Source organism: Saccharibacillus sacchari DSM 19268, assembly GCF_000585395.1.
Classification (GTDB): Bacteria; Bacillota; Bacilli; order Paenibacillales; family Paenibacillaceae; genus Saccharibacillus; species Saccharibacillus sacchari.
Map to the genome: position 1 here is coordinate 109,454 of NZ_KK073875.1, position 13,845 is coordinate 123,298.

At 50.4% G+C, this 13,845-nt stretch carries 13 protein-coding genes; all 13 read right to left on the reverse strand.

What is annotated here, in order from left to right; translation table 11 throughout:
* Positions 1-18 precede the first annotated feature (18 nt).
* Positions 19-462 (reverse strand): flagellar export protein FliJ, encoded by a 444-nt coding sequence (fliJ, locus tag SACSAC_RS00485; RefSeq protein WP_037291670.1) that lies wholly within the window; start codon positions 460-462, stop codon positions 19-21.
* A gap of 11 nt (positions 463-473) precedes the next feature.
* Entirely contained in the window at positions 474-1,793 is a 1,320-nt protein-coding gene (fliI, locus tag SACSAC_RS00490; RefSeq protein ID WP_037282377.1) for a flagellar protein export ATPase FliI, read from the reverse strand.
* Between the two features lie 162 nt (positions 1,794-1,955).
* Entirely contained in the window at positions 1,956-2,777 is an 822-nt protein-coding gene (locus tag SACSAC_RS00495) for a FliH/SctL family protein (protein ID WP_037282379.1), read from the reverse strand.
* Positions 2,770-3,786 carry a flagellar motor switch protein FliG gene (gene fliG, locus SACSAC_RS00500; RefSeq protein ID WP_037282380.1) on the reverse strand — a complete coding sequence of 339 codons (1,017 nt, stop codon included), beginning with the start codon at positions 3,784-3,786 and terminating at the stop codon, positions 2,770-2,772. Before fliG ends, SACSAC_RS00495 begins: the two co-directional genes overlap by 8 nt.
* 12 nt (positions 3,787-3,798) lie before the next feature.
* Complete coding sequence (fliF, locus tag SACSAC_RS00505; protein WP_037282382.1) at positions 3,799-5,385, reverse strand: flagellar basal-body MS-ring/collar protein FliF; 1,587 nt, start codon at positions 5,383-5,385, stop codon at positions 3,799-3,801.
* Between the two features lie 44 nt (positions 5,386-5,429).
* Positions 5,430-5,741, reverse strand: coding sequence for a flagellar hook-basal body complex protein FliE (gene fliE, locus SACSAC_RS00510; RefSeq protein WP_037282384.1), 312 nt, complete (start codon positions 5,739-5,741; stop codon positions 5,430-5,432).
* A gap of 30 nt (positions 5,742-5,771) precedes the next feature.
* Positions 5,772-6,224, reverse strand: a complete 453-nt coding sequence (gene flgC / locus SACSAC_RS00515; protein WP_037282389.1) for a flagellar basal body rod protein FlgC — start codon at positions 6,222-6,224, stop codon at positions 5,772-5,774.
* A 2-nt stretch (positions 6,225-6,226) separates the two neighbouring features.
* On the reverse strand, positions 6,227-6,634 hold the full coding sequence (gene flgB, locus SACSAC_RS00520) for a flagellar basal body rod protein FlgB (RefSeq protein WP_037282391.1): 408 nt from the start codon (positions 6,632-6,634) through the stop codon (positions 6,227-6,229).
* Positions 6,635-7,004: 370 nt separating this feature from the next.
* A complete protein-coding gene (gene hslU / locus SACSAC_RS00525; RefSeq protein ID WP_037282394.1) occupies positions 7,005-8,414 on the reverse strand; it encodes an ATP-dependent protease ATPase subunit HslU in 1,410 nt (469 codons plus the stop codon).
* A 75-nt stretch (positions 8,415-8,489) separates the two neighbouring features.
* Positions 8,490-9,029 carry an ATP-dependent protease subunit HslV gene (gene hslV / locus SACSAC_RS00530; RefSeq protein WP_037282397.1) on the reverse strand — a complete coding sequence of 180 codons (540 nt, stop codon included), beginning with the start codon at positions 9,027-9,029 and terminating at the stop codon, positions 8,490-8,492.
* A gap of 27 nt (positions 9,030-9,056) precedes the next feature.
* Positions 9,057-10,406, reverse strand: a complete 1,350-nt coding sequence (trmFO, locus tag SACSAC_RS00535; RefSeq protein WP_037282399.1) for an FADH(2)-oxidizing methylenetetrahydrofolate--tRNA-(uracil(54)-C(5))-methyltransferase TrmFO — start codon at positions 10,404-10,406, stop codon at positions 9,057-9,059.
* Positions 10,407-10,426: 20 nt separating this feature from the next.
* The gene (topA, locus tag SACSAC_RS00540) at positions 10,427-12,526 is read right to left on the reverse strand and encodes a type I DNA topoisomerase (protein WP_037282401.1); all 2,100 of its coding nucleotides are present in this window, start codon (positions 12,524-12,526) and stop codon (positions 10,427-10,429) included.
* Positions 12,527-12,646: 120 nt separating this feature from the next.
* Positions 12,647-13,774 carry a DNA-processing protein DprA gene (gene dprA / locus SACSAC_RS00545; RefSeq protein WP_037282403.1) on the reverse strand — a complete coding sequence of 376 codons (1,128 nt, stop codon included), beginning with the start codon at positions 13,772-13,774 and terminating at the stop codon, positions 12,647-12,649.
* Between the last annotated feature and the right edge of the window lie 71 nt (positions 13,775-13,845).

The following is a 13,845-nucleotide window of genomic DNA, read 5'->3' on the forward strand; positions in this document are numbered from 1 at the left end:
TCCTGCCGCATTTCAGTATTAGCGGGCACGGGAGGCGAAACGAACGGTTGCCATCTCGTCAAGTTCGTTTTGCTCACGGAGCATTTCTTCTTTTTCAAAAGATTCCAATGCTTTGCCTCGCGCCTGCAGCCATACTTTTTCGTCCAGCATCTTTGTCGTAAGCTTCTCTTTCTTTTCTTCGACTTTTACCTGCGCAGTTTGAATATCTTGCCGTTTTTGCAGGATGCACTGATCGATATAGTTCACATAATCCTGCATTTGTTGAAGTTGGAGAGCCGATACCGCACCTACCGTCTGTTCCTGAATGGAGTCCACCAGCGAACTCTTATCCGAAAACAGCCTGCCCAGCGTTTGTTCTTCGGCATTCAGTTGACCAATCGCCGAGGAAAGGTGCATTTCTGCATGATTCTTTTCGCTGGTTTTCAAATCCACGACTTTTTGAAATGAATAATTGAATTTCAACATTTCTTAGGTCAACTCCTTGAGAATTCTTGAATTAAACGTTCAATCGTTTCATCCAGCGTGGTTTTTTCGTCCACCTTTTGTTTCGTAAAATCCCAGATGCGTTGAATATTCTCGATGGCTTCGTCGATTTCGGCACTCGATCCTCTTTGGTAGGCTCCGATATTGATCAGGTCTTCCGATTCTTTGTATACCGACAACAATCGCTTCAAGTTGTTAGCGGCGTCCGTTTGGATCTCCGGCGAAATGTCTTTCATAACCCGACTGATGCTTGCGAGAACGTCGATGGCCGGGAAGTGTCCGCGATTCGCGATTCCGCGGTTCAGTACAATGTGTCCGTCGAGAATGCCTCGGACCGCATCCGCGATCGGCTCGTTCATGTCGTCGCCGTCAACAAGTACGGTGTAAAAGGCAGTAATGGAACCCGTAGGTCCCGTTCCTGCTCGTTCAAGCAATTTGGGAAGAGTGGCGAATACGGAAGGCGTATAGCCTCTCATCGCTGGCGGTTCGCCTACAGCTAACCCGACTTCGCGCTGAGCCATGGCAAAACGCGTTACCGAGTCCATCATCATCATGACATTCATTCCGCGATCCCGGTAATATTCAGCTATACTCGTGGCGATCAATGCAGCCTTGATTCGAACCAAGGCCGGCTGATCCGATGTAGCCACAATGACGACTGACCGTGCCAATCCTTCCGGTCCCAAATCCCGTTCGATAAAGTCGAGTACCTCGCGGCCCCGTTCTCCAACGAGGGCGATTACATTGATGTCTGCGGATGTGTTTCTGGCAATCATCCCCATTAATGTACTTTTACCCACACCGGAGCCGGCGAAAATACCTACCCGTTGTCCTTTACCGATTGTAAGCAGCCCGTCAATCGCTCGAACGCCGACATTTATGGGTTCATGCACTCTCGGACGCTGTAATGGATTGCTTGGAGTGTTGAACGTAGAAGCGTGTGCCATCCTGGCGGGAAGCATCGAGCCGTCAAGCGGTCTTCCAAGGCCGTCCAGTACTTTTCCCAGAAGCTCCGAGCCGACTTGTACGGTAAGGGGTTTGCCTGTACCGACCACGTCGCACCCTGGGCCGATCGACTGCAATTCACCTAACGGCATCAGCAGAACTTTGTTTTCTCGGAACCCGACAACTTCAGCCTGCAACGGAGGAGCTGTTTTGGTCGGGTAAATGTAGCAAACTTCGCCGACGCTTGCATCGGGGCCTTCCGATTCAACCATCAGCCCGATGACCTGCGTCACTTTGCCGTTGACCCGAATCGGATCAATCTGTCTGAGTTGATCCAAATACTTGTCGACCAAAATTTCTTTCACACCGCCACCTCCATGCCGTCGTCCTCTTTACAATGATTATTCTACACGCTTATAAAACCCCCGCTAAGGCTAAAAAGTGCTATTTCCTGCTTATAAAAAAACCCGGCAACCTACCTGAATTCCTATAGGCTGCAGCTAAGACTAGGAATGTCTTCGTACTCTTTAGGAGCCGGTCGATTCGTCATGCAAAGCAAGTCTCAGCAATTCGCGTTTGATCTCCACTAATTGAGTATCAATTCGGGCATCTACGCTTCCGAAGTTCGATCGAATGACGCATCCGCGATCTTTCACTGTAGAATCAGGAAGAATTTGCAACTCCGCTTGCGAGTCGATCGACATAGCAAGCTCTTCCCGCGCGGAATTGATCAGCGAAAATTGCGAAGGGGCCACGCAGAGCGTAATCGTTCCCTGCTCCCTTTTACGCGACAGAGTTTGACGGATCAGGTTAAGCGTTAATTCCTCGTCTTCGGCCAACTTGCGATCGATGACCTTTTCCGCGATTGCCGAACTAAGTTCAACCAGGAACGGCTCAGACTCCTGAATGATTGCTTCTTTGGTTTGAATGGCTTCTTGGATCAACGCTTGGGCTTCTTCTGACGCTTCCTGCATGCGAACGGCAAGTTCTGCCTCCGCCTGTGCCTTGCCTTCCTCATAACCTTCGCGGAATGCCTGCGTCTTAACCGCTTCTACAAGGTGTTCATCCTGCTCGCGCCTCTCCTGCCACCACATTTCGATCTGCTGCTGCGCGTCGGCGAGCATCTGCTCAGCCTGCTGCGCCGCATCCCGAATCTGAAGTTCCGCGAATTCTTTTGCATCGCGGATCATTTCATCTTTCAGAATAATCGTCTGTTGATCGGCAACCGGTAAAGGGGACTTTTCGTCCTCATCGGCGTGTGGTTGCTGCGAAGCATAGTGCCGGTGCAAATCCAGTTTGACAAAGTCCTCTTTGGGCACATATTGCGAAGATTTAATGAGGTTAGACAATGATATCATCTCCTCCACCGCGTGCGATGATGATCTCGCCCGCTTCTTCCAGCTTACGGATAATCGTTACGATGCGAGTTTGAGCTTCTTCGACATCACGCAACCGAACCGGTCCCATGAATTCCATTTCTTCGCGGAAGGTATCCGCCATGCGTTTGGACATATTTTTGAATACCACTTCGCGAACTTCTTCGCTGGCCACTTTGAGCGCAAGCTGAAGATCGGCATTTTCGACGTCGCGGATAATCCGCTGAATCGAACGATCGTCGATATTGACGATGTCTTCGAACACGAACATTCTTTTTTTGATTTCCTCTGCCAACTCCGGGTCCTGAATTTCGAGCGAGTCCAGAATCGTCCGTTCCGTTCCGCGGTCTACGCCGTTCAGGATGGATACGATCGACTCGATGCCGCCTGCCGTTGCAAAATCTTGAGTGACCGTTGACGAAAGTTTCTGTTCCAGCACACGCTCGACTTGAGCAATAACTTCAGGCGAAGTGCTGTCCATCATGGCGATCCGTCTGGCAACCTCGGCTTGTTTCTCCTGAGGAAGCGAAGAAAGAATGATCGATGCCTGCTCGAATTGTAAGTAAGAAAGGACAAGCGCGATCGTTTGCGCGTTTTCGTTCTGAATAAAGTTCAGAATTTGACTTGGGTCAGCTTTGCGCGCAAAGTCGAACGGACGTACTTGAAGCGTAGCAGTCAAGCGATTGATAACTTCCAACGCTTTTTGCTCGCCGAGCGCTTTTTGCAGGATATCTTTAGCATAGTTGATACCGCCCTGCGAGATGTATTCTTGTGCCAAACAAATTTGATGGAATTCGGCAAGTACCGAATCTTTTTCCGAACTATCCACTTTTCTTACATTTGCTATTTCGAGCGTAAGTTGTTCGATTTCTTCGTCCCGCAAATGTTTGAAAATTTGAGCCGAAACTTCCGGCCCGAGCGAGATTAGCAGGATCGCCGCTTTCTGTCTTCCGCTCAGTGTTTGCGCGCTTGCTTTAGCCACACTTCTTCACTCCTATTCATCGGCTAACCATGTGCGCAGCAGATTGACGAACTCATCCGGTTTCTTTTTGGCGAGCGATTCAAGCTGTTTTCGCATTTGGCTCTCCCCGCTGACCGTATCGAGGTTGATGGACGGCATCTCCGCCGGTGTCGGCAGCTCCATTTCTTCGAGCAATTCTTCTTCGCGATTTTTTCTTCTGCGGCGTACGACCAGGAAAATGGCAACGGCCAGCAAAGCAGCCAGTCCGCCGATGATGCTCCATAACAGGACTCTGGAAATTCCGGTATCGGTTGAAGCGGTTTCCGTGGAAGGTGCCGTAGACATCACAAGAACTTTTGCAGTCAGTTCTGCGTCGTTATAAGTAATGCCTGAATCTGCCAGAGAAGCCGAGACAATATTTTTCAGAATATCAGTGATGTCATCTGTTGTTTGTTCTGCCAATGTTCCGGTTGCAGGTGGTTCAATGGCCACATTTATGGTTAAGTCTTTTACAATATAAGGGCTTTGCACGATTTGCTTGGTAATTTGGTTGACTTGATAGTTGACGATCTTATTCGAGTTTTCCGAAGTGGTCTGACCCGCGGTAGTGTCTCCCGGATAGGTGGGAACGGCTTCCGTACCTGTTCCGGCTACTCCGCTAGTAGGATCGCCTGCACCCGTATAACTCTCCTGAATATCCTGCACGCTGATTTCGATCCCCCGCATATTGTCCACATCGACCGGCGAATACGTGGTTTCATTCGCATTGACCTGATCGAAATTAAGTTTGGAAGCAACGAGGACATTTACTTTGTCCGCGCCCACGATCGTACCGAGGAACATCTTCACGCTTTTTTCGATATCGCTCTCATATTTCCGTTGAATCGCAAGATTATCCTGAATGGAACTTGCGGCCCCCGCACCGAATCCGCTGCCTGCATTGGAAGCATATAAGAGGGTATTATCGCTGGTAATCGTGATGTTTTCGATCGGAAGGTTGGGCACCGAACTTTTCACAATGTTAAAATAGCCATCAATGACGTCCTGACTCGGTCTGAAACCCGGTTTGAATGTCATGACGACCGAAGCGGAAGCCAGTTCTTGATCTTCGCTGTTGGCGAACAAGCTTTCTTCAGGGAGATTGACAAGTACTCTTGCGCTTTCCACGTTGTTCATTAATTTCAGCAAAGACTCGATTTCGCCATTCAAAGCGCTTTTGTATTTAACGTTGAATTCATTTTCGGTCATTCCGAGTGCCGATGTCGTCGTGCCGAACATTTTGTTGAACCCGATCGACCCGCTTTGAATGATCCCCTGCGAGGCTACATCTACGCGTGCTCTCGCCGCATTCGTGCTTGGTACGGAGATACTTTTCCCATCATCGCTCAACTTATACGGAATTCCGGCCCCATCCAGATACGTCATGGTAGCCGCAGCATCTTCCCCGTTCAAATCCTGAAAAGCCACTTCATATTCCGTCTTGGAAAACTGCATGGTCAGAATTACGATCGTCAGCAGCGTAATCGCAACAGTCGATACCAGCAGGGCCTTTTGAGTTTTGCTAAGCCGATTCCAGTAACCCAAGAGCGAATCCTTTATTCGGGTTAGTCTTTCATTCACAGTTTCACCCCACTACGCAGCATTATACTTAAGGTTATTGAAGATTACAGTTGTGTACGCATGATCTCCTGATAAGCTTCGATGACTTTGTTTCTGACTTGCGAAGTCAATTGAAGACCCAACAAGGCTTGCTCGGATGTAATCATGACCTGGTCTACACTCGCTTGTCCAAGCATGAATTGTTTCCCGGTTTGATCGGCTGTCTTCTCCATGTCCGATACTCCTTGAAGTGCATCTTGCAAGTATTGACCAAAACCCTGCATAGCCTCATGCGGAGTCGTAGAAGCTGTTTCCTGCGTAGAAGAAACGGCACGATTAGCGAGTTGAACCGGGTTGAACATGTGGTTTTGAATCATTTCAATCTCCCTTTCTATTATCGCTTATGCTTATTTGCCAATCTGCAACGCTTTTGTAATCATCGCCTTCGTGGCATTCAACGCGGTTACGTTAGCTTCGTAGGAACGCGTCGCCGAAATCATGTCCACCATTTCTTTTGCGATATCGACGTTCGGCATTTGTACGTAACCGTCAGCGTTCGCATCCGGGTGAGTCGGATTATAAACCAGCTTGAAAGGCTCCTGATCTTCCTTGATTCCCGTAACTTTGACCCCGCTGGCCGAGCTTTTCCCGCCCATTGCCGCATTTAGCGTCTGCGCGAAAGGAGTTTGGTTATTTTCGGCGAGAACGGCAACTTTCCGGCGGTAAGGTTGAACTTGACCGTCAACGACTTGCGCTCGCGTCGTATCCGCATTCGCGATGTTTGACGAGATAATATCCATGCGCAAGCGCTGCGCGGTAAGCGCGGAAGCACTGACGTCAAATCCGTTACTGATTCTCATAGTTAAGCATTGCCTCCCATCGCGGTGCGCATCATTTTAATTTGATGATTGACTTCTTCAATGTAGGTGTTGTAGCGCAGCTGATTTTCGGCCAGGCTCGTCATCTCGGTATCGACGTCCACGTTATTCTTGTTGTTATTCATGGCAGTGCTGTCGTCGCTGGTAACTTTTGCAGTAGGAATGGAACCGGCCGAACCGATGGCAATATGACGGGAATTGGTAATTCGTCCCTTAATCGAACTTACACCGTTCATCTCCGACTGAAGCAGGCTCTCGAAGGATACTTCGGAACGCTTGAAGTAAGGCGTATCCGCATTGGCGATGTTGTTGGAAATGACTTGCTGTCTCGTATTCGATGCATCGATTGCGCTACGCAGACGATTAAAGCCGGTATCGTTCAAAATATTCATCGATTCCACTCCTTTAGTTAATAAGCCTTGTGCATTTTATAAATTATACAAAATTAAATTCGACTAAACTATTGTTTTTTTGCAGTTCTTCCGAGAATTTGGTCGAAGCCTTTTTGGCTCCGCGAATCGGGAATACACCCATGCCCGCATTCCTTATAATGTCTACTCTAAGTTTCTTCGAGTTGGTCCTATAAAACAATAAGAAAAAAGCCCTATCTTTCCATAGTTGAAAGACAGGGCTTTTTCTTATTTTGATCGCTAGCTTACAAGTATCAATACGATGTGAAAATTGAATAGGCTTTCACGAGGAACTGCTGTAAACGATTCAAGAAGATTCCTCATTTTTCCCAAATGAACAAAAAAGTCGGTGTTACAGAATGTACTGGCTCAGATCTCGATCTTTTGCAATGTCGTCCAGCTTCTCCCGCACATATTCCGGCGTAATCATCATTTGTTCCAAATTCAATTCCGGCGCTTCGAAAGAAAGATCTTCCAAAAGCTTTTCCAAAATCGTATGCAAGCGACGTGCACCGATGTTTTCCGTATTCTGGTTTACGGAAGCCGCGATACTTGCAATCTCATGGATTGCCTCTTTGGAAAATCCGATTTCGATGTTTTCCGTTTTGAGCAGATCCGTATACTGTTTGGTCAACGCGTTCTGCGGCTCAGTCAAAATGGCGATAAAGTCTTCCAGCGTCAAACTTTCCAATTCGACCCGAATCGGGAACCGTCCTTGCAATTCAGGAATCAAATCGGAAGGCTTGGATACGTGAAAAGCTCCTGCTGCCATAAACAGGATGTAATCCGTTTTTACAGGACCGTACTTGGTCACAATTGTGGAACCTTCAACAATAGGAAGGATATCCCGCTGCACGCCTTCCCTGGACACGTCAGGACCGTGTCCGCGACCGCTGCCGGCGACCTTATCGATCTCATCGATGAAAATGATACCGGCCTGCTCGGCACGACGTACGGCCTCCTGATTAACGTCATCCATGTCGATCAGCTTCGAGGCTTCTTCTTGCGTCAGTGCTTTACGAGCTTCGCGAATAGGCAATTTGCGACGTTTCGTACGCTTCGGCATGAAGTTGCCCAACATCTCCTGAATGTTCATGCCCATCTGGTCGTTTCCTTGACCGGCCAGCATATCGAACATATTCGGCATGGCGTCTTCGACGTCGATCTCGATGATATCATCTTCCAGCTTGCCTGACAACAGGTTGAAGCGAACCTGACGTCGACGCTCGCTGAGCGAGCCTTCTTCATAACGCGTTTTTTCCGGCTCTGGCTCCGGCGTAGTCTTCGACTGGCCGCCGAACAGCATTTCAAACGGATTCCGCTGCGCGGAAGAAGATTTCGCGGCCGGCACCAAAATTTCAACGATGCGTTCGTTTGCCATTTCTTCCGCCCGATCCTTAACCTTCTCCGTACGCTCCGCTTTCACCATGCGAATCGATGTTTCGACCAAATCGCGCACCATCGACTCGACATCGCGTCCCACATAACCGACTTCCGTAAACTTGGTGGCCTCGACTTTGATAAAAGGCGCTCCGACAAGCTTTGCCAAACGACGTGCAATCTCCGTTTTACCGACGCCCGTAGGTCCGATCATCAAAATATTTTTCGGAGCTACTTCATCACGTGTTTCTTCGGGCAGCAAGCTACGACGATAACGATTGCGCAGAGCAACGGCAACCGAACGCTTTGCCTTTTTCTGTCCGACGATATACTTGTCCAGTTCCGCTACGATTTCCCGCGGTGTCAGGGCTTCGTTTTTCATGCATGTACCCTCCACTTCTAGGGCGCGCACCCAAACGCATCGACTCTACTCGTTTAAGTACCGCCGTAATTGGCATTAAAGTTCTTCGACGATAATGTTGTCGTTCGTGTACACGCAAATCTCGGCCGCAATCTTCAGTGACGCTTGCGCAATCTCTTTTGCATCCATCTCCGCATGACGCTTCAACGCGCGAGCGGCCGACAATGCAAAGTTGCCGCCCGAACCGATCGCGATAATATCGTCGTCCGGTTCGATGATTTCTCCGTTTCCCGAAATCAACAGCATGCCGTCTTTGTCCATCACGATCATCAAAGCTTCGAGTTTTCGCAGCATTTGATCCGTGCGCCATTCCTTGACCAATTCAACGGCCGCGCGCTGCAAATTCCCCTGATGCTCCTCCAGTTTGGCTTCAAACTTCTCGAACAACGTAATCGCATCACCTACTGAACCCGCGAACCCGGCAAGAATCTGCCCGCGATACAATCTGCGCACTTTCTTGGCATGTTGTTTCATGATGACATTTTGTCCCATCGTAACCTGGCCGTCGCCAGCTATAGCCGCCTTGCCGTTTTTGCGCACCGCGCAAATGGTCGTCGCGTGAAACGAAATCTCCATCGTGATCCTCCTATTCGGGCTGTACAATTAATTGCGAACAGCGTTCAACGAATGTTCTTCCGTGAAGGCCGCCAGCTTATCGAGTGCTCGCATAGCCAAAGCTTCATTTTTTTCTTTTTTGTTGCGGATTTTCTTCTCGGGCTTCGGCAACAGACCAAAGTTTGCGTTCATCGGTTGGAAATGCTCCGGGTCGGCTTCCGTGATATAACGGGCCATGCCTCCGAGCGTCGTTTCTTCCGGGAATACGATCGGTTCGCGTCCCAAAGCTTGATGCGCCGCGTTGATACCGGCAATCAGGCCGGAAGCCGCCGATTCCACATACCCTTCAACGCCGGTCATCTGACCCGCAAAAAATAGGTTCGGACGGGCTTTGCACTGGTAGGTCGGCTCAAGCAACCGCGGCGAATTGATAAATGTATTGCGGTGCATGACGCCGTAGCGAACGATGTCCACATTCTCAAGTCCCGGAATCATTTGGAATACGCGCTTTTGCTCGCCCCACTTCAAGTGCGTTTGGAAGCCGACCAGATTGTACAGCGTTCCGGCTGCGTTATCCTGACGAAGCTGAACGACAGCGAAAGGAATTTTGCCCGTGCGCGGATCAGGCAACCCGACAGGCTTCATCGGTCCGAATAATGCCGTTTGGCGTCCGCGCTGCATCATCACTTCGATCGGCATGCAGCCTTCGAAGTAGATTTCTTTCTCGAATTCTTTAAGTTCCGCTTTTTCGGCCGTGATCAATGCTTCGTAGAAACGATCGAATTCTTCTTCGGTCATCGGGCAGTTCAGGTAAGCCGCTTCGCCTTTATCGTAACGGGAAGCCAGATACACTTTGTCCATATCGATCGAATCTTTTTCGATGATCGGAGCCGCCGCATCATAGAAGTAGAAATACTCTTCGCCCATAAAGCTTTTGATTTGCGCGGAAAGTGCCGGAGAAGTCAAAGGTCCCGTTGCAATGACCGTGATGCCGTCCTCCGGGATCTCCGTCACTTCTTCTTCGCGAACGTCCACCAGCGGATGCTCTTTAAGAGCCTGGGTAATGCCGCCGGAGAAAAGGTCGCGGTCAACGGCCAAAGCGCCGCCTGCCGGGACCGCGCTCGCATCCGCTTTACCGATGACCAGCGAATCCAGTCTGCGCATTTCCTCTTTCAACACGCCTACCGCGCCCGTAAATCCGTTGGCGCGCAGCGAGTTGCTGCATACCAATTCCGCAAAATAAGACGTATGGTGCGCCGGCGTTTTCACTTTGGGACGCATCTCGTAAAGCGTGACCGGAACGCCGCGGCTGGCAATTTGCCAAGCCGCTTCGCTTCCCGCCAACCCTGCGCCGATTACCGTTACCCGCTGCGTGTTCGAACTTTCATTGTTGCTCACTTCATGTTCCCCCTATTGCTTTATCCTTCAGCTGTATCTTCGTTGTCTTCCAACACTTCCGTATGATCGCATGACGTACATTGCAACTTCGTTCCCTGTTTGCTGCGCTTCTCGATCATCAGCGAAGAGCAGACCGGGCAAGGCTTGGCGGACGGGCGGTCCCACGATACAAAATCGCATTCCGGATACTGATCGCAGCCGTAGAAGACGCGTCCTTTTTTGCTGCGGCGTTCGACCACATGCCCTTCCTTGCATTTCGGGCAAGTGACGCCGATATTTTTGACGATCGGACGAGTATTCCGGCAATCCGGGAAGCCCGAACAGGCCAGGAATTTGCCGAAGCGTCCCATTTTATAAACCATAGGCTTGCCGCATTTATCGCAAACCTCGTCCGAAACTTCGTCCTGAATTTCGATTTCTTTCATTTCTTCTTCCGCAAACTCAAGCCGTTTCTCGAAGGTTCCGTAGAACTCCTGAAGCACGCGTACCCACTGCTCGTCGCCTTCTTCCACATGGTCAAGATTTGCTTCCATCTGGGCGGTAAACTCGGCATTCAGAATCTCGGGGAAAAACTCTTCCATTTGCTCGTTGATTAGCTCGCCAAGCTCCGTCGGAACGAACTTTTTCTCTTCAATCGCGACATAGCCGCGTTTTTGAATGGTTTCGAGCGTTGGCGCATACGTACTCGGGCGTCCGATTCCGAGCTCTTCCAGCGTCTTAACCAGTCGGGCTTCCGTATAACGGGGCGGCGGCTGCGTGAAGTGCTGCTTCGGCTCGATCTCTTTGCGTTCGAGATGATCGCCTTTGGCAAGTGCCGGGAGGAACTTGTCTTCTTCCACGCTTCCGTCGTCATTGCCTTCCACATAAACTTTCATAAAACCTTGGAAACGCACTTTCGAGCCGACGGCGCGGAACGTCGCATCGCCTGCGGCAATATCGACCGATAGCGTATCCAGCACGGCAGAAGACATCTGGCTGGCGACAAAGCGTTCCCAAACCAGTTTGTACAAACGGAATTGATCGCGGCTCATGAACGTTTTGACGGATTCCGGATCACGGGCGATCGAAGTCGGACGAACCGCTTCGTGCGCGTCCTGGGCGCCTGCCGATTTTTTCGAATATTGGCGCGGCGTTTCGGGAGCGAATTCTTCGCCGTAGCGTTCACCGATAAAAGCTTTCGCTTCTTCCTGCGCGCTGCCTGCGATCCGCGTGGAATCGGTACGCATATACGTAATCAGACCGACAGTGCCTTCTTTGCCGAGATCGATGCCTTCATAAAGCTGCTGAGCGACCGACATCGTTTTGGCCGCTCTGAAGTTCAGCTTGCGCGCGGCCTCCTGTTGCAGTGAGCTTGTCGTAAACGGAGGGGACGGATGACGCTGGCGTTCTTTCTCTTTCACTTCGCCTACGACAAAATCCTTTCCTTCGAAGGCGGCCAGTACTTCTTTGACATCCTGCTCGCTGTGAAGTTCCTTTTTGGCACCGTTCAACTGATGGAATTTCGCTTCGAAGTCGTTGCCTTTAACCGCAAGGCGAGCCGTAATGCTCCAATACTCTTCCGGAACAAACTCGGAGATTTCGTTTTCCCGATCAATGATGAGCTTAACCGCAACCGATTGTACGCGTCCGGCAGACAATCCTTTTTTGACTTTTTTCCAAAGCAGCGGGCTGATCTTGTAACCGACCAGACGGTCGAGGATACGGCGTGCCTGTTGCGCGTTAACCAGATCCATATTGATCGGACGCGGCGTCTTGAATGCATCCTTCACGGCCTGCTTCGTAATCTCGTTAAATACGACGCGGCAATCCTGAACGTTATCGATGTCGAGCGCATGCGCCAAATGCCATGCAATTGCTTCTCCTTCGCGATCCGGGTCGGCTGCGAGATAGACTTTTTTGACTTTTTTGCTGGCATCCTTAAGTTCTTTCAGGATAGAGCCTTTTCCGCGGATGGTAATGTATTTCGGATTGAATTCGTTTTCCACATCAACACCGATCTGGCTTTTCGGCAGATCCCGAATATGCCCCATTGATGCTTTGACGATAAATTTGCTGCCTAAGTATTTGCCGATCGTTTTAGCCTTTGCAGGCGATTCCACGATGACGAGCGAATCCGCCATAGGTTCGTCCTCCTCTCAAGTTATGCAAGCGCGGCTTTCCGAGCCCCCTGCCCTGAACCGCGCCTATTCTTCAATTGCTTCCATAGAATATAAATAAAGGTAGTAGGTATAAGGATGAGGTCAGCGGACCGGTTCCCCGATCCATGCATATACGGCTCCGGAGAGCGATTTCACCTGACTTTTTATGACTAACGATAGCAGAACGGAATGTAAAAGTCCAAAATCCCAAGATGTTTTCCGTTGAAGCTCATCGATACTCGCATCCCCTTGCTCCAATATAACGTATATCTTCCGCTCCTCTTTTGTCAATTTTTCATGTACCTCTTTTTTTGCGGCTCTTGGCGTAGACGGAACGAACAGATGCGTATACTCCTCCAAAATGTCGTTAGCGTCGGCACAGGGTTTTGCTCCGTTTTTAATCAATTGCAAAGTTCCCAAGCTCTTCGGCGAGGTTACGGGACCCGGCACGGCGAAGACGTCCCGGCCGCAATCGAGCGCATAATCGCCCGTAATCAGCGAACCGCTTTTTTCCGCGGCTTCGACAATCAATACCCCTCTCGACAACCCGGCAATGATCCGGTTGCGCAGCGGGAACAGTCCCGGCGAAGGACGCGTGCCCGGAGGGGATTCGGATACGATCAGCCCTTGCTCCGCAATCTCCCGGTGCAAATGATTATGTTCGGGCGGATAGGCGACATCGACGCCCGCACCCAGCACCGCAATTGTTGCGCCGCCCCGGCGAAGTGCTTCGCGGTGGCTGTAACCGTCGATGCCCCGAGCCATTCCGCTGACGAGGCAAACTCCGTTTTCCGCCAATGCCCCTGCTATCCGTTCGCAAACGACCCGTCCGTAAGCGGTCGGCGATCTTGTCCCGACAATCGCAATACTAAAATCCTTTAGCAATTCCCGACGTCCGATCGTGTAGAGCATCCAGGGCGGCTTGGCGGATTCCTTCATTAAAGTAGGATATGCCTCGTCGAAGTAAGACATCGGTTCGATCCCGCGCTGCCGTAATCGTCCAAGACGTTCACGAGCTTCTTCAAGTCTAATATTCCCCGCTGCTTTCGCCAGCTTGACTTGCGCACCCAGTGCCAACCAGGTCTGCTCAGGAATCCGAAAAAGTTCGTCAAAAGGAATCCCTTTATGCCAAACGATTCTCATCAATGTATGGATACTCTGCCAACCGATTCCTGTCGTCTCATGCAAGGCCATAATCCATAGCGCTTCCGGCGACCATTCGTGTTTCATGACTACTTCACCTCTCCTGCTTCCAGTTACTGCCCGAAAAACGCAAAAAGCAGCCCTTCCTCCCCATGGGG